Annotated in this window: 14 protein-coding genes; 5 read left to right on the plus strand and 9 right to left on the minus strand. The window is 62.5% G+C overall.

What is annotated here, in order from left to right; translation table 11 throughout:
- Positions 1-3: 3 nt before the first annotated feature.
- The 5 genes from PST29_RS24665 to PST29_RS24685 all read left to right on the plus strand — a co-directional run bounded on the left by PST29_RS24665 (position 4) and on the right by PST29_RS24685 (position 5,675).
- A complete protein-coding gene (locus PST29_RS24665; RefSeq protein ID WP_060840955.1) occupies positions 4-681 on the plus strand; it encodes a heavy metal response regulator transcription factor in 678 nt (225 codons plus the stop codon).
- Complete coding sequence (locus PST29_RS24670; protein WP_060840956.1) at positions 671-2,035, plus strand: heavy metal sensor histidine kinase; 1,365 nt, start codon at positions 671-673, stop codon at positions 2,033-2,035. Before PST29_RS24665 ends, PST29_RS24670 begins: the two co-directional genes overlap by 11 nt.
- Positions 2,036-2,270: 235 nt before the next feature.
- Positions 2,271-2,495 (plus strand): hypothetical protein, encoded by a 225-nt coding sequence (locus PST29_RS24675; RefSeq protein ID WP_060844568.1) that lies wholly within the window; start codon positions 2,271-2,273, stop codon positions 2,493-2,495.
- A gap of 190 nt (positions 2,496-2,685) precedes the next feature.
- Positions 2,686-4,011, plus strand: a complete 1,326-nt coding sequence (locus PST29_RS24680) for an OprD family porin (RefSeq protein ID WP_060840958.1) — start codon at positions 2,686-2,688, stop codon at positions 4,009-4,011.
- Positions 4,012-4,151: 140 nt separating this feature from the next.
- Positions 4,152-5,675, plus strand: coding sequence for a sensor domain-containing diguanylate cyclase (locus PST29_RS24685; RefSeq protein ID WP_060844569.1), 1,524 nt, complete (start codon positions 4,152-4,154; stop codon positions 5,673-5,675).
- Positions 5,676-5,742: 67 nt separating this feature from the next.
- Here PST29_RS24685 and lpxC read toward each other — a convergent pair whose 3' ends face one another.
- The 9 genes from lpxC to murD form a co-directional block, all read right to left on the minus strand.
- The gene (lpxC, locus tag PST29_RS24690; RefSeq protein WP_011063304.1) at positions 5,743-6,654 is read right to left on the minus strand and encodes a UDP-3-O-acyl-N-acetylglucosamine deacetylase; all 912 of its coding nucleotides are present in this window, start codon (positions 6,652-6,654) and stop codon (positions 5,743-5,745) included.
- Between the two features lie 112 nt (positions 6,655-6,766).
- The gene (gene ftsZ, locus PST29_RS24695; protein ID WP_060840960.1) at positions 6,767-7,957 is read right to left on the minus strand and encodes a cell division protein FtsZ; all 1,191 of its coding nucleotides are present in this window, start codon (positions 7,955-7,957) and stop codon (positions 6,767-6,769) included.
- A 72-nt stretch (positions 7,958-8,029) separates the two neighbouring features.
- Positions 8,030-9,289, minus strand: a complete 1,260-nt coding sequence (gene ftsA, locus PST29_RS24700; protein WP_060840961.1) for a cell division protein FtsA — start codon at positions 9,287-9,289, stop codon at positions 8,030-8,032.
- A gap of 14 nt (positions 9,290-9,303) precedes the next feature.
- Positions 9,304-10,170: a cell division protein FtsQ/DivIB gene (locus PST29_RS24705; protein WP_016966667.1), complete on the minus strand. Its 867-nt coding sequence runs from the start codon at positions 10,168-10,170 to the stop codon at positions 9,304-9,306.
- Between the two features lie 4 nt (positions 10,171-10,174).
- Complete coding sequence (locus PST29_RS24710) at positions 10,175-11,131, minus strand: D-alanine--D-alanine ligase (RefSeq protein ID WP_060844570.1); 957 nt, start codon at positions 11,129-11,131, stop codon at positions 10,175-10,177.
- Positions 11,128-12,585 carry a UDP-N-acetylmuramate--L-alanine ligase gene (gene murC, locus PST29_RS24715; protein ID WP_060840963.1) on the minus strand — a complete coding sequence of 486 codons (1,458 nt, stop codon included), beginning with the start codon at positions 12,583-12,585 and terminating at the stop codon, positions 11,128-11,130. The genes PST29_RS24710 and murC overlap by 4 nt, the downstream gene beginning before the upstream one ends.
- On the minus strand, positions 12,578-13,648 hold the full coding sequence (murG, locus tag PST29_RS24720; protein WP_060840964.1) for an undecaprenyldiphospho-muramoylpentapeptide beta-N-acetylglucosaminyltransferase: 1,071 nt from the start codon (positions 13,646-13,648) through the stop codon (positions 12,578-12,580). Before murG ends, murC begins: the two co-directional genes overlap by 8 nt.
- Positions 13,638-14,855 (minus strand): putative lipid II flippase FtsW, encoded by a 1,218-nt coding sequence (ftsW, locus tag PST29_RS24725; protein ID WP_016966663.1) that lies wholly within the window; start codon positions 14,853-14,855, stop codon positions 13,638-13,640. The genes murG and ftsW overlap by 11 nt, the downstream gene beginning before the upstream one ends.
- Positions 14,852-16,198: a UDP-N-acetylmuramoyl-L-alanine--D-glutamate ligase gene (gene murD, locus PST29_RS24730; RefSeq protein WP_060840965.1), complete on the minus strand. Its 1,347-nt coding sequence runs from the start codon at positions 16,196-16,198 to the stop codon at positions 14,852-14,854. The genes ftsW and murD overlap by 4 nt, the downstream gene beginning before the upstream one ends.
- Position 16,199 lies beyond the last annotated feature (1 nt).

Raw genomic sequence — 16,199 nt, forward strand, 5'->3', positions numbered from 1 at the left:
GTCATGCGCGTTCTGATTATCGAAGACGAAGAGAAAACCGCGGACTATCTGCATCGCGGACTGACCGAGCAGGGTTACACCGTTGACCTGGCCCGGGATGGCATCGAGGGGCTGCACCTGGCGCTGGAAAGCGACTACGCCGTGATCGTGCTGGATGTCATGCTCCCCGGCCTCGACGGCTTTGGCGTGCTGCGGGCCCTGCGCGCGCGCAAGCAGACCCCGGTGATCATGCTCACCGCCCGCGAGCGCGTCGAGGACCGGATCCGCGGCCTGCGCGATGGCGCCGACGATTACCTGGGCAAGCCCTTTTCCTTCCTTGAACTGGTGGCCCGCCTGCAGGCCCTGACCCGCCGCAGCGGTGGTCACGAGCCGGTACAGATCAGCATCGCCGACCTGTGGATCGATCTCATCAGCCGCAAGGCCAGTCGCGGTGGCAGCCGTCTGGACCTGACCGCCAAGGAGTTCTCCCTGCTCAGCGTGCTGGCCCGGCGCCAGGGCGAGATCCTGTCCAAGACCTCGATTGCCGAGATGGTCTGGGACATCAATTTCGACAGCGACGCGAATGTCGTCGAAGTGGCGATCAAGCGCCTGCGGGCCAAGCTCGACGGACCTTTCGAGCACAAGCTGCTGCACACCATCCGCGGCATGGGTTATGTGCTGGAGAACCGCAGTGGCGAGTAACTCCATCGCCCTGCGCCTGAGCGGGCTGTTCACCCTGGTGGCCCTGCTGATCTTCCTGCTGATTGGCGGCGCCCTTTATCAACAGGTGGACAAGGGCCTGGGCCTGCTGCCGGAGGCCGAGCTGGACGCGCGCTACAGCGTGCTGGAGTCGGCCCTGAACCGCTACGGCAATCCGGAACACTGGGCCAAGATCAACGCCAAGCTCAAGCTGCTCAGCGAGGAAGACAGGCGCATCCGCTTCTGGGCGGTGAGCGCCGACCCCGGTTATGAATACGGCAACCCGGACCCGCAGATCCGTGCATTCGCCGAAGGCCCGTTGGGCATGCGCGACCTGAACCTGAGCGACCATCCCTATCCGTTGAAGGTGCTGGTCAGCCAGTTGCCGGCCAAGGAACAACGCCCGCCCCTGCGCTTTCTGATCGCCATCGAGACCGACACGGTTCACCAGACCCAGCACCAGTTGCTGATGGCGCTGATCGGCCTGGCCATCGTCGGCGTCGTGCTGGCCTCGGCCCTGGGTTACTGGGTGGCGCGGATCGGCCTCAAGCCGCTGATCAAGCTGTCCCAGGAGGCCCAGCGGCTGGCACCGCCACGGCTGTCCGGGCGCCTGCAACTCTCGCCCCTGCCACCGGAGCTGAGCCAGTTCGTCAACTCCTTCAACTCCACCCTGGAACGGGTCGAGCAGGCCTACTCGCGCCTGGAATCGTTCAACGCCGACGTGGCCCATGAACTGCGCTCGCCGCTGACCAACCTGATCGGTCAGACCCAGGTGGCACTGACCCGTGGCCGCTCGGCGGAGCATTACTTCGAGGTGCTGCAATCCAACCTTGAAGAACTGGAACGGCTGCGCTCCATCGTCAACGATATGCTGTTCCTGGCCAGCGCCGACCAGGGCAGCAAGGCCACCAAGCTCACCAGCACCTCCCTGGCGGCGGAAGTGGCCACCACCCTGGACTACCTGGATTTCATCCTCGAAGACGCCCAGGTCCGGGTCGAGGTCCAGGGCGATGCCCAGGTGCACATCGAAATTGCCCACCTGCGCCGGGCCCTGATCAACCTGCTGAGCAATGCCGTGCAGCACACGGCGGCGGGCGAAGTGATCCGGGTGCGGATCGAGGTGCAGGAACATCAGGTGACGATCGCCGTGAGCAATCCGGGGCAGAGCATTGCCAGTGAACACCTGCCCAGGTTGTTCGAGCGCTTCTACCGGGTCGACGCCTCGCGCAGCAACAGCGGCGCCAACCATGGCCTGGGGCTGGCCATCGTCAAGGCCATCGCCCTGATGCACGGCGGCGACGTGTTCGTGCGCAGCGACCGGGGCATCAATACCTTCGGCCTGTATCTGCCTCTCTGACTCGCGGGTTCTCGGGCTCTCGGGTTCTGTGGGAGCCGCCTTGCCGGCGCAGGCGTCGACGAAGCGCACGCCCATCGCAATGACGCCCTGGCTGGCCAGCCAGGGCCGACAACTTCGCGTCCACTGTTGTTTTTTTGGTAACAGTCCTTATCCTGTTCGGCTCTTTTTCCTGCAGCCCACTGGTTATATTTTTGTCGCACCGAATTGAACTTGCTCTGCAAGAAGGTCTTCAGAAATGTCCAACAGTATGGGTATCGCCAGCGCCTTTGTTTTGTCCTCTCTGTTCGTGGCGCCAATGGCCATGGCCGAGGAATCCCAGGGATTCGTGGCCAGAAATGCCGCACGCGCCGCCGCATCCGAACAAGCCCAGATCGCTCAGGCCGCCCAGCAGCAAAACAGTCAGCAAGCCCAGAAAGTCACAGCTGAGCAAAAACAGAGCGACGCTCGAAAAGACAGCTGAGCCGCGATACCGACTCGTTTCCCTCGACAACTTCTCTGCTTTCAACCCCGGAGCAAGTTGTCTTAAAGCCGCTGACTTCAGCGGCTTTTTTTTGCCACGCAAGAACCCGCGCCACAGGCGTCGGGCCTGGGGCAAGCAACTCGCGATTTCACAATAAGAAACCCAGTTCATCCACCAAAGGAGCTACACGTTGTTCAGGATCTCACTGAAAGCCAGTCCACTATTCATTGCAATCGCTGCAACGATCCCCGCCTCGGCCCAGGCCGGCGAAGAGAGCAAGAGCGAAGGCTTTGTCGCCGGATCGAGCCTCAAGCTCAACGCGCGCAACTACTACATGAACCGCAACCGGCAGCAGCAGGCGGATGACAACATCGAATGGGGCCAGGGTTTGCTCGGTGTCTTCGAGTCCGGCTATACCCAGGGCACCCTGGGCTTCGGCCTGGATGCCAATGCCATGCTCGGTCTGAAGCTGGACGGCGGTGGCGGCACCAGCAACTCGAGCATCCTGCCCGTCAGCGACGGTGGCCAGCACAAGGCGCCGGGGTCGTTCTCCAGCGCCGGGGCCACCTTGAAGATGCGTGCCTTCGACACCGAGCTCAAGGCCGGCGACCTGTTCCTCAACAACCCGGTGATCGCCGGGGGCATGAGCCGCATGCTGCCGCAGACCTTCCGCGGCATCAGCCTGACCAACCGTAGCTTCGACGGCTGGATGATCGAGGGTGGCCAGGCCAGCTTCACCAAACCCTACAACCAGAGCGGACACAAACGCATCGGCAGCTCCTACGGCAGCCTGCGCGATGGTGACGAGAGCCGGCACCTGAACTGGGCCGGGGTGGCCTGGAGCGGCGTGCCGGGGCTGACCAGCAGCCTCTACGCCTCCGAACTCAAGGACATCTGGAACCAGTACTACTACGACCTGGACTACACCTACGCGGTCAACGACCTGGTCAGCCTCAACCCTGGCCTGCACGTCTATCACACCCAGGACACCGGCCAGGCCCTGCTGGGCCACATCGACAACAACACCTACAGCCTGCACTTCACCGTCGGCGTGGGCAGTCACAGCGTCACGGCCGCCTATCAGCGGGTCAACGGCAACACCCCGTTCGACTACATCGCCCAGGGTGACAGCATCTACCTGGACAACTCCCAGCAGTATTCGGACTTCAACGGTCCCAACGAGCGGTCGTGGAAGCTCAAGTATGCGTACGACTTTGCCGGCCTCGGCCTGCCGGGCCTGACTTCGTCGCTGTCCTACTCCCGCGGTGAACTGGACCTGACCAAGGTCGATCCGGACAGCCGTGGCTATGCCTCCTGGTACAGCGCCGACGGCAAGAACGCCAAGCACTGGGAGCGCGATCTGGACCTCAAGTACGTGGTCCAGGGCGGCAGCGCCAAGGACCTCGCCGTACGCCTGCAATGGGCGACCAACCGTGGCGGCAACGGCTATGGCGCACTGGATAACGACACCGATGAATACCGAGTGATCGTCGACTACCCGATCAACGTCTTCTAAGGCGCTTCAGTCAAAAAGGCCGGCATGTTTTGCTGGCCTTTTTTGTATCCGGGATTTATACAGGCGCGACGGCGTGACCGATTTCTGTAACCCACGTCCACACTAGACTGACACCTGTCGACGTAGCAGAAATCAAAATCATGAGCGTGAGCAGTGCGCCCCCTCGCACAGGGAAAATCGCGTCAAAGACGGAACGCCTGGTGGTCCTGGCCAGTTCGCTGATCGTCGTGGCCATTCTCAGCATCGTCACCTACCTGTTGATCCGCGAACACGCGGCTGCCGAGCAGGCAGCGACCCGTGCCGCGAACAACATCGTGCAACTGATCGATGCCGATGTGTTGCGCAACGTCGAGCTCTACGACCTGTCCCTCAAGGGCCTGATCAACGCCACGCAACGCGACGACCTCAAGGGCATTTCGGCGTCCATCCGTCATCTGGCACTGTTCGACCGGGCCACCGCCGCGCCCTACAAGGGCGACATCCTGCTGCTGGACAGGCACGGCAACGTGCTGGCCGACTCGGCCTCGGTCGTGCCGCGCACAGGCAACTACGCCGATCGCGAGTACTTTCGATCGCACCTCGACAATCCGGACCCGGGCATGATGATCAGTCCGCCGTTCCGCGCGCGCACCGCCGATCACGATTGGCGGATCAGCTTCAGCCGGCGGCTCAGCGATGAGCATGGCCAGTTCATTGGGGTAGCCGAGGCGGCCATGCGCCTGAGCTACTTCAATGAGCTGTTCAAGAATCTGGATATCGGTCGCAACGGCTCGATCAACCTGATCAGCCGCGATGGGGTTCTGCTGGCCCAACAGCCGCCCCTGGCGGATGACCTGATTGGCAAGAACTTCAGCAACCGTCCCAACTTCTTGCGCATCCTGCGCGAAGGCAATGGCAGCTTCAGAAGCGTTTCCAGTGTTGATCAGAGGCAACGGCTTTACACCTTTTCCCAGGTGGGCGATCTGCCGCTGATCGTGATTGTCGCGCTGTCCATCGACGAGGTCTTCGCGGCCTGGCAACGTACCGCGCTGCTGATCAGCGGTGCCACTGGGGGGCTGTGCATCGCTCTGTTCTGGCTGACCTGGCAACTGTGTCGCGAACTGCGGCGCCGACAGAACGCCGAGCAGGAGCTGGCACGCCTGGCAGCCGTCGATGCCCTCACCGGCGTGGCCAATCGCCGTACCCTGGACCAGGTACTGAGCAACGAATGGGCCCGGGCCCGACGCACCCATCTGCCGTTGTCGCTGTTGATGATCGACGTCGATCACTTCAAATCCTTCAACGACCGCTTCGGCCATCCGCTGGGGGACCAGGCCCTGCGTGCGGTGGCGCAGTGCATCGACGCATGCGCCGGGCGGCCGTCGGACCTGGCGGCGCGCTATGGCGGCGAGGAGTTTGCGGTTGTCCTGCCGGGGACCGACAGCGCCGGTGCCGCCGTCCTGGCGGAGAAGATCCGCGCCAGCATCGCCGCCTTGCCGGCCGTCAGCGCGCAGGCCACGCCACTGACCGTGAGCATCGGCATCAATACCTGGTCAGGCCATGCCGAGATCGCTCTGGAACAATGGGTGAGCGACGCCGACAAGGCGCTGTATCAGGCCAAGTCCAGCGGTCGCAATCGGGTGGTTTCCAACATGTCCTACAGCGGCTACCCGCGCAGCGCCTGAAACCTTGGGCATAAAAAAAGGCCATCCGGGGGGATGGCCTTCAAAAACAAAAGGAAAGAGAGAGTACTTACACGGCCGCGACCGGACGCATGTAAGAGATCGGTGCAGTACTGGCGTCTTCGAAGGTCACGACTTCCCAGGCATCTTTCTGCTCAATCAACTTGCGCAGTAGCTGGTTGTTCAGTGCGTGGCCCGACTTGAAGCCTTTGAACTCGCCTATCAGGCTATTGCCCAGCAGATAGAGGTCACCAATTGCATCCAGGATCTTGTGCTTGACGAATTCGTCTTCGTAACGAAGGCCGTCTTCATTCAGTACGCCATCCGAATCGACCACAATGGCGTTTTCCACGCTGCCGCCGAGTGCGAGGTTGTGCTTGCGCAGGTACTCGATATCACTCATGAAACCAAAGGTACGGGCGCGGCTGACTTCTTTTACAAACGAAGTGCTGGAGAAGTCCACGCTTGCACTCTGGGTGCGGTCACGGAAAACCGGGTGATCGAAATCGATCTCGAAGCTCACTTTAAAACCATCGAAAGGCACGAAAGTGGCGCGCTTGTCGCCGTCTTCCACGGTCACTTCACGAAGGATGCGGATGAACTTTTTAGCTGCGTCCTGTTCTTCGAGGCCAGCAGATTGAATCAGGAATACGAAGGGTCCGGCACTGCCATCCATGATCGGGACTTCGGACGCGGAGAGCTCGACGTAGGCGTTATCGATGCCCAGGCCAGCCATGGCCGAGAGCAAGTGCTCCACCGTGTCCACTTTGACGTCACCGTTGACCAGAGTGGTCGACATCGTGGTTTCGCCAACATTTTCCGCGCGAGCAGGAATCTGCACCACAGGGTCCAGGTCGGCACGACAAAACACAATGCCGGTGTCGACAGGCGCAGGCTTGAGGGTCAGGTATACCTTCTCCCCGGAATGCAGGCCTACACCTGTGGCACGGATAATATTCTTCAGGGTGCGTTGTTTAATCATGGCTTGGGCCGCTTCAGCGCAAATTGCGAACTGGTATCAACAAAGGCTGGCGATAATAGCAGACCATGCCTTTGCTGAACACCAATCACCCTAATACCCCTGATACATTCCATCAATCGGCCTGACGACGCAGGAATGCCGGGATGTCCAGGTAATCCAGATCATCTTGCGGATTCAGCTTCGCCGCGGTCGCCGCGTTCGACTGCGCCTGATTGCGCATGACGGTCGGACGATCCAGGTCACGGTAGTTCACCGACGGCAGTTCCTGACGAGCAGGAGCCGGTTGCGACTGCGCGGACATGGAAGTCTGAACGGTGTTGTCGATGACCTTCACAGGCTTCTCGATTTTCGCGCCCAGGCCGGTGGCCACTACGGTTACATGCAGCTCATCACGCATGTCCGGATCGATAACAGTACCGACCTTGACCATGGCGTGTTCGGAAGCGAAGGCTTCGATGATGCTACCCACGTCGGAGTACTCACCCAGGGACAGGTCAGGACCTGCGGTGATGTTCACCAGGATGCCGCGTGCACCTTCCAGGTTCACGTCTTCCAGCAGCGGGTTGCGGATCGCCGCTTCAGTGGCTTCACGTGCACGGTTAGGACCGCTGGCGCAGCCAGTGCCCATCATCGCCATGCCCATTTCGCTCATCACGGTGCGTACGTCGGCGAAGTCGACGTTGATCATGCCCGGACGCTTGATGATGTCGGAGATACCGCGAACGGCACCGGCCAACACGTCGTCAGCCTTGGCGAAAGCCGACAGCAGGCTGGCGTCCTTGCCGAGGATGGTCAGCAACTTCTCGTTGGGAATGGTGATCAACGAGTCGACGCTTTCGCTCAGCGCGCGGATGCCCTCATCGGCGATCTGCATGCGCTTGCGGCCTTCGAACGGGAACGGACGGGTCACCACCGCGACGGTGAGGATGCCCATTTCCTTGGCCACTTCAGCAATGATTGGCGCTGCACCGGTACCGGTACCGCCGCCCATGCCGGTGGTGATGAACACCATGTTGGTGCCCGCCAGTACTTCGGCGATACGCTCGCGGTCTTCCAGAGCGGCTTGACGGCCGACTTCCGGATTGGCGCCAGCACCCAGGCCCTTGGTCACGCCGGTACCCAGTTGCAGGATGGTCCGCGCGCCGATGTTTTTCAGCGCTTGAGCATCAGTGTTGGCGCAGATGAACTCGACGCCTTCGATGTTGCTCTTGACCATGTGATTGACCGCGTTGCCGCCGCCACCGCCAACACCGATAACCTTGATTACCGGACTCTGCGGGATGTTGTCTACGAGTTCGAACATTTTCCCTCTCCTTTCATTTCTCTAGTTTTTCGCCTACTGCCTACTGCTTTGAAACGGTGTTGCGGTAAATCTTTAGAAGTTGCCCTGGACCCAGCTCTTGATGCGGTCCAGCAACGCGGCCTTGGGCTCGTCGCTGCTGTAGCTGTCGCGGCTGCCGATGCCGGAGAACGAGATGCCGTCGGACTGTTTCTGCAGTCCGTACAGCAGCAGGCCGACACCGGTGGAATAAATCGGGTTGCGCACCACGTCGGACAGGCCCTTGACACTGTGGGGCACGCCCAGGCGAACCGGCATGTGGAAAATTTCCTCGGCCAGTTCCACCGCACCTTCCATCTTCGAAGTGCCGCCGGTGAGCACGATGCCCGCCGGGATCAGGTCTTCGTAGCCGCTGCGACGCAGCTCGGCCTGGATCAGGGTGAACAATTCGTCGTAACGCGGCTCGACCACTTCGGCCAGGGCCTGGCGCGACAGCTCGCGCGGCGGACGATCGCCGACGCTCGGCACCTTGATGGTCTCGCCGGCGCCGGCCAGCTTGGCCAGGGCGCAGGCATAACGGATCTTGATCTCTTCGGCGTACTGGGTCGGCGTGCGCAAGGCCATGGCGATGTCGTTGGTCACCTGATCGCCGGCAATCGGGATCACCGCGGTGTGACGGATCGCGCCTTCGGTGAAGATCGCCATGTCGGTGGTGCCGCCGCCGATGTCCACCAGGCATACACCCAGCTCTTTCTCGTCGTCGGTGAGTACCGAATAGGCCGAAGCCAGTTGTTCGAGGATGATGTCGTCGATTTCCAGGCCGCAGCGACGCACGCACTTCTCGATGTTCTGCGCGGCATTCACCGCGCAGGTCACCACGTGCACCTTGGCTTCCAGGCGCACGCCGGACATGCCCAAAGGCTCGCGCACGCCTTCCTGGTTATCGATCACGTAATCCTGCGGCAGGGTGTGCAGGACCCGCTGGTCAGCCGGGATCGCCACGGCCTGTGCCGCATCCAGTACCCGCTCCAGGTCCGCCGCGCTGACTTCACGGTCGCGGATCGCCACGATGCCGTGGGAGTTCAGGCTGCGAATGTGATTGCCCGCCACGCCGACGAACGCCGAGTGGATGCGGCAGCCCGCCATCAGTTGCGCCTCTTCCACCGCGCGCTGGATCGACTGCACGGTGGACTCGATATTCACCACCACGCCCTTCTTCAGGCCGCGGGAAGGATGGGTGCCGATGCCGACGATTTCCAGCGAGCCATCGGCCGCGACTTCGCCCACCAGCGCCACCACCTTGGAGGTGCCGATATCCAGGCCGACGATCATTTTGCCGCTTTGCACATTTGCCATGGTCCTGCCTCTTCTTAATTCTTCGCGACGGCAGGTTGCGCCGTCGTGGGTGCCGCCGGATCGCGCCAGCCCACGGCCAGGCCGTTGGCATAGCGCAGATCGATGCGCGCGATGTTCGTGATCTGTTCTTTCAGCGTTTTTTCATAAATGGCAATGAAGCGGCGCATCTTCTCCACCAGATGATCGCGGCCCAGGAGCAACTCGATACCGGGACCGGCACTGCCGGCACCGGTGGTCAGGAACCAACTGCCGCGCTCGCGCAGCTCCAGACGGGCGATCGAAAAGCCCAGCGGCCGCAGCATCTGGCTCAACACCTGATACTGCTGCATCACTTGCTGCTGGGCCCGCTGCGGCCCAAACAACTGCGGCAAGTGTTCGTAGTTCGCCAGTTCACGCGGGGTGAAGGCCTGGCCCTGGTTGTTCAACAGCGCCTCGTCGCCCCAACGGGCCACCGGCAGTTGTTCTTCCAGGCGAATCACAACCTGGTCCGGCCACACCCGACGAACTTCGGCGTGGGCGATCCAGGGCATCTGTTCCAGCTCGGTGCGCATGCTCGCCAGGTCGATGGTGAAGAAGCTCGCCGCGACATAGGGCGCGATCCGCTGTTGCACCGCCTGCTGGCTGATGTAGCTCAAGTCCCCCTGCACCGCGATCTTGGTGATCGGCCGGTCGGCGTATGGCAGCAAGCGCTGGGCACCTTCATAGGTGCCAAACCCCAGCGCCACCAGCAGTACCGGCCAGAACAGGCTTTTCAGAAAGCCGAAGTTGGCTTTCGGCAGGCGCACCGACATCGGCTCTTTGGCCACCATGCGGCTGGCACCCCGCGGCACCGGCTTGCGGCCGGGTGCGGGTTGCTGATGACGAAGCGACGCGCCTTGCATGGACTTAACCTCTCGCCTCAAGACTGGCTGCCAGGATGGCCAGGACCAACTGCTGGAAATCCAGACCGGCCGCACGGGCGGCCATCGGCACCAGACTGTGATCGGTCATCCCGGGAGCGGTGTTCACTTCCAGGAACCAGAACTGCCCCTGGGCGTCCTGCATCACATCGGCACGTGCCCAACCGGCAATACCGAGCGCCTCACAGGCTTTCGCCGTGAGGTCCATCAGTTCCTGTTCCTTGGTGCTATCGAGGCCGCATGGAATCCGGTACTGGGTATCGGAAGCCAGGTACTTGGCGTCGTAGTCGTAAAACGTGTGAGGAGTGCCCAGGGCGATCGGTGGCAGCACCTGACCACGCAGGGTCGCGATGGTGAACTCGGGACCCTGGATCCATTGCTCGACCAACACTTGCGAATCGCAGGTACTGGCCGCCTTCCATGCGTCGATCAACTCGGGCGCGGAAGTCACCTTGGCCATACCGATACTGGAGCCTTCATGAGCCGGTTTGACGATCAAAGGCAGGCCCAGTTCCGCCACCGCGGAAATACAGTCGGCTTCCGAGCTCAGGACCGCGTGACGCGGCGTCGGAATGCCCAGGCTGTGCCACACCTGCTTGGTGCGCAGCTTGTCCATGGCCAGGGCCGACGCCAGGATGCCACTGCCGGTATAAGGAATGCCCAGGCACTCCAGCAGACCTTGCATGCTGCCGTCTTCACCGCCACGGCCGTGAAGAATGATGAAGGCGCGATCGATCTTCTCGCTCAAGAGACGCTGCAGCAGATCGTCGCCGACGTCGATGCCGAAAGCATTCACGCCGCCGCTCTGCAGGGCTTCAAGCACGGCCTTGCCGGACTTCAGCGAAACTTCGCGCTCGGCGCTCTTGCCGCCATAGAGCACGGCAACCCGGCCGAAGTCGCCCGGGGCCACGGTGGAGAACAGCTTGGCGTAGGCAGCCGTCATTTCGACACTCCCTTGCCCGCGGCCACAGCGCCGTCGAACAACGGGCTGTTGAGCAGTTTGGGCGCCAGACCGCCGATATCACCGGCGCCCTGACACAGCAGAATGTCGCCGGCACGCAGCAGCGGCTTGACCAACGGCGCCAGATCGACGCCACGCTCGATGTAGATCGGATCCAACTGGCCACGCTGACGGATGCTATGGCACAGCTGGCGACTGTCCGCCCCGGGAATCGGCTCTTCACCGGCCGGGTAGACCTCCATCAACAGCAAGACGTTGGCATCGGCCAGCACCTGCACGAAATCGTCATACAGATCGCGGGTACGGCTGAAGCGGTGCGGCTGGTAGACCATCACCAGGCGGCGCTCCGGCCAACCGCCACGCACGGCCTTGATCACCGCGGCGACCTCGGTCGGGTGGTGACCGTAGTCGTCCACCAACATGACGTTGCCGCCGTCCACCGGCAGCTCGCCGTAGACCTGGAAGCGCCGACCCACGCCCTGGAAGCCCGACAGGCCCTGGACAATGGCTTCGTCGCTGATGCCCTCATCGGTGGCGATGCAGATGGTCGCCAGGGAATTGAGCACGTTGTGGTTGCCCGGCATGTTCACCGAGACATCCAGCGGCTCGCGATCGCGGCGCAGCACGGTGAAAAAGGTCTGCATGCCTTGCTGGCGAACATTGATCGCGCGCACGTCAGCTTCTTCGCTGAAGCCGTAGGTCACGGTCGGACGCTTGACCTGCGGCAGGATATCGCGCACCACCGGATCGTCCAGGCACATCACCGCCAGCCCGTAGAACGGCAGGTTGTGCAGGAAGTCGACGAAGGTTTTCTTCAGTTTGTTGAAGTCACCGTCGTAGGTCGCCATATGGTCGGCGTCGATATTGGTGACCACCGCCACCAGCGGCTGCAGATGCAGGAAGCTGGCATCGCTTTCGTCGGCTTCGGCAATCAGGTAACGGCTGGTGCCCAGCTGTGCATTGGTGCCCGCGGCGTTGAGCCGGCCACCGATGACGAACGTCGGGTCCAGGCCGCCGGCGGCGAACACCGAAGCCAGCAGGCTGGTGGTGGTGGTCTTGCCGTGCGTACCAGCCACGGCAACGCCGTGACGGTAGCGCATGAGCTCGGCGAGCATCTCCGCCCGTGGCACCACCGGAATACGTCGTTCCAGTGCAGTGGCGACTTCCGGGTTGGAGGTGTTCACGGCGCTGGAAACCACCAGTACATCGGCGTTCGCGGCGTTCTCGGCACGGTGTCCGATGAAAATCTGCGCGCCAAAGGATTCCAGGCGCTCGGTGACCGGCGACGCCTTGAGATCGGAACCCGAGACCTGGTAACCCAGGTTGAGCAGCACTTCGGCGATCCCGCACATGCCCACGCCGCCGATACCGACGAAGTGGATACGGCGGATGCGGCGCATTTCCGGCTGCGGCATGGCTTTCTGGTTCTCAACCATGAGCCACCTCCAGGCAGATATTCACCACATCCAGGGTGGCATCGGGTTTGGCCAGGCGGCGTGCGGCCTGGGCCATCTTGTCGAGTCGTTCTGGTTGCATCAAAACCTCTGTCAGGCGAGCGGCAAGGTCCGCTGCACCAGTCGTTCTTTGCGGCATCAGGAAAGCGGCGCCTTCACGAGCCAAATATTCGGCGTTGCGGGTCTGGTGATCGTCGATCGCATGGGGCAGCGGCACCAGCATCGAGGGCAGACCGGCGGCGGCCAGTTCGCTGACGGTCAGCGCGCCTGCGCGACAGACCACCAGGTCGGCCCAGCCATAGGCTTGGGCCATGTCTTTGATAAAGGGCTGCACCTGCGCTTCGACGCCGGCGGCGCGATAGCGCTCTGCAGTGACTTCATCGTGGTTTTTTCCGGCCTGATGGAAGACCTCCGGACGCAGCTCGGGGGCGAGCTGTGCCAGGGCTTCCGGCAGTAACTTGTTCAACGGCTCTGCCCCCAGGCTTCCGCCCAGAATCAGCAAACGCGCCTTGCGTCCGGCCAGCGCCTCGCGCGGTGTTTCGAGGAACAGTTCGGTGCGTACCGGATTGCCCGTGGTGCGGCGGCTGCCGGACGCCCCGAAGGTGTCCGGGAAAGCTTCGCAGACTCGCGCAGCCAAAGGCACCAGCAGCCGATTGGCGGTACCGGCAACCGCGTTCTGTTCGTGAACGATGACCGGTACTCCGGACAACTTGGCGGCAACACCGCCAGGACCGGTCACATAACCACCAAAACCCAGCACACAGACCGGATTGAGCTGACGAATAATCCTTCGGGCCTGAAGCACCGCCTTGATCAGGACGAACGGCGCCTTGAGCAGGGACAGCTTGCCCTTGCCACGCAAACCGGTGACGTTGATCAGGTGCAACGGCAGGCCCGCAGCCGGAACCAGCTCGTTCTCGATCCCCCGGGGGGTACCCAGCCAGTGCACGCTGTAGCCACGGGCCTGGAACTCGCGGGCACAGGCCAGCGCCGGGAACACGTGGCCACCGGTGCCGCCAGCCATGATCAGCACGTTAGCGCCCATGGAGCGGCTCCTCGGCAAAGTCACTTTCACTGAACTCCATCTCTTCGCTGCCCAGATGAGTCCTGCTCTCCCACTCGATGCGCAGCAGCAGGCCAAGACAGGCGCAGCAGATCACCAACGAACTGCCGCCATAGCTGAGGAACGGCAGGGTCAGGCCCTTGGTCGGCAACAGGCCGACGTTCACGCCGATATTGATCAGGAACTGGCCGATCCACAGGAACGACAGGCCATAAGCCACATAAGCGGCAAAAAACTGCTTGGCTTTCTCGGCCCACAGACCGATGTACATGCCGCGGATACAGACGAACACGAACAACGCCACCGTGCACAGGGAACCCACGGCACCCAGCTCTTCGGCCAGGACCGAGAACACGAAGTCGGTGTGGGCTTCCGGCAGGTAGAACTGTTTCTGCACGCTGTTGCCCAGGCCGACGCCCAGCCACTCACCGCGACCAAAGGCGATCAGCGCCTGGGACAACTGATAACCGGCGCCGAACTGGTCGGCCCAGGGATCGGCAAAGTTGGTCAGACGCGCCATCCGATAGGGCTGCATCTGAATCAGCAGGACCACCGCCGCCACCGCCAGGACCACCATCAGGGAAAAGCGGAACAGCCCGACACCGCCGAGGAACAGCATGGCCGCAGCGGCGCCCATCATGACCACAGTGGCGCCGAAGTCCGGCTCCATCAGCAACAGTCCGGCCATCGGCAGCAGTACGATGAACGGCTTGAAGAAACCCATCCAGCTTTCCCGCACTTCCTTCTGCCGTCGCACCAGGTAGCCGGCGAGGTAGATCACCACAAATACCTTGGCGATCTCCGAAGGCTGGACGTTGAAGAAGCTGAAGCCGATCCAGCGCATCGAACCGTTCACTTCGCGGCCGATCCCCGGAATGATCACCATCACCAGCAGACCGAAGGCCCCGATCAGCATCATCCAGCCCAGGCGCTGCCAGGTGGCGATCGGAATCATCATGGTGACGATGCAGGCACCCAGCCCCAGCACGATGTAGATCAGGTGGCGAATCATGTAGTACAGGGCACTGCCCGACTGCGCCGCCGCCACTTCGGTGGAGGCCGAGGCAATCATCACCAGCCCCAGGCCCAGCAGGGTCAGACAGCCGGCGAGCATCGGGAAATCAAGGTCGATGCCGCGCCCGGTGATCAGCGGGGACGGATAAGGCTTGATGATGTTTCTCAGGTTCATGCCAGCTCCTCCACGACACGGACGAACTGGTGACCACGGTCTTCGTAATTCTTGAACATGTCGAAACTGGCGCAGGCGGGCGACAACAGCACCACGTCGCCAGGCTGTGCGACAGCGCGGCATTGCGCTACCGCCTCGACCAGCGAGCCGGCACGAATCAGCGGCACGGCATCCCCGATCGCGGCACCGATCTTGTCGGAGTCGCGGCCCATCAGGATAACCGCGCGGCAGTTGGCCGCCACCGGATCACGCAGGTCCTTGAACTCGGCGCCCTTGCCGTCGCCGCCGGCGATCAGCACGATCTTGCCGTCGATGTCGGCACCCAGGCCTTCGATGGCGGCCAATGCAGCGCCGACGTTGGTGGCCTTGGAGTCGTTGTAATAACCCACGCCATCCACATCCCGCACCCACTGGCAACGGTGTTCAAGGCCGGCGAAAGTGCGCAGGGCCGAAAGCATGGCGTCGAACGGCAAGCCCACGGCATGCCCCAGGGCCAGGGCCGCGAGAGCGTTGGACTGGTTGTGGGCGCCGCGGATCTTCAGTTCGCGCACCGGCAGCAGATTCTGGAATTCGAAGGCCAGGTACTTCTCGCCATTCTCTTCCCGCAGGCCGAAGCCCTTGAAGTCCGGCTTGCCCAGGCCGAAGCTCCAGCACGGCAGATTCTCACTCAGCAGCGGCCGGGTCAGGGCGTCCTGACGATTGACCACCACTTGCCGCGCGCCACGGAAGATCCGGTGCTTGGCCAGGTGATAGGCCGGCAGGCCGCTGTAGCGGTCCATATGGTCTTCGCTGATGTTCAGCACAGTGGCCACTTCGGCGCCCAGCTGATCGGTGGTTTCCAGCTGGAAGCTGGAGAGCTCCATCACGTACAGCTCAACGTCGTCGCTCAGCAGGTCCAGGGCCGGGGTGCCCAAGTTGCCGCCCACAGCGACACGTTTGCCCGCGGCGGCGGCCATCTCGCCCACCAGAGTGGTCACGGTGCTCTTCGCGTTGGAACCGCTGATGGCAACGATCGGCGCCTTCGCGTTACGCGCGAACAACTCGATGTCGCCGGACAATTTCACGCCACGGGCAGCAGCGGCCTGCAGGGCCGGAGTCGCCAGGGCCAGACCGGGGCTCACGTAGAGCTCGTCGGCGCGGCACAGGAAATCGACATCCAGCTCGCCACAACGCACTTCCACCTGGGGATAGTCACGACGCAACGTGGCCAGCTCCGGTGGATTTTCCCGCGTATCGGCCACCGCAAAAGCAACGCCCCGGTGCGCCAGGAAGCGAACCAGGGACATGCCGCTCTTGCCGAGGCCGACAACGATGCGGAAGTGGTCAGAAGCGATCAGAGACACT

It is taken from the genome of Pseudomonas sp. St29 (genome assembly GCF_001547915.1).
Classification (GTDB): Bacteria; Pseudomonadota; Gammaproteobacteria; order Pseudomonadales; family Pseudomonadaceae; genus Aquipseudomonas.

Coding starts and splice junctions, on each gene's coding strand:
- PST29_RS24665 (WP_060840955.1), top strand. CDS start 4: ATGCGCGTTCTGATTATCGAAGACGAAGAGAAAACCGCGGACTATCTG.
- PST29_RS24675 (WP_060844568.1), top strand. CDS start 2,271: ATGTCCAACAGTATGGGTATCGCCAGCGCCTTTGTTTTGTCCTCTCTG.
- PST29_RS24685 (WP_060844569.1), top strand. CDS start 4,152: ATGAGCGTGAGCAGTGCGCCCCCTCGCACAGGGAAAATCGCGTCAAAG.
- lpxC (WP_011063304.1), bottom strand. CDS start 6,654: ATGATTAAACAACGCACCCTGAAGAATATTATCCGTGCCACAGGTGTA.
- ftsZ (WP_060840960.1), bottom strand. CDS start 7,957: ATGTTCGAACTCGTAGACAACATCCCGCAGAGTCCGGTAATCAAGGTT.
- ftsA (WP_060840961.1), bottom strand. CDS start 9,289: ATGGCAAATGTGCAAAGCGGCAAAATGATCGTCGGCCTGGATATCGGC.
- PST29_RS24705 (WP_016966667.1), bottom strand. CDS start 10,170: ATGCAAGGCGCGTCGCTTCGTCATCAGCAACCCGCACCCGGCCGCAAG.
- PST29_RS24710 (WP_060844570.1), bottom strand. CDS start 11,131: ATGACGGCTGCCTACGCCAAGCTGTTCTCCACCGTGGCCCCGGGCGAC.
- murC (WP_060840963.1), bottom strand. CDS start 12,585: ATGGTTGAGAACCAGAAAGCCATGCCGCAGCCGGAAATGCGCCGCATC.
- murG (WP_060840964.1), bottom strand. CDS start 13,648: ATGGGCGCTAACGTGCTGATCATGGCTGGCGGCACCGGTGGCCACGTG.
- ftsW (WP_016966663.1), bottom strand. CDS start 14,855: ATGAACCTGAGAAACATCATCAAGCCTTATCCGTCCCCGCTGATCACC.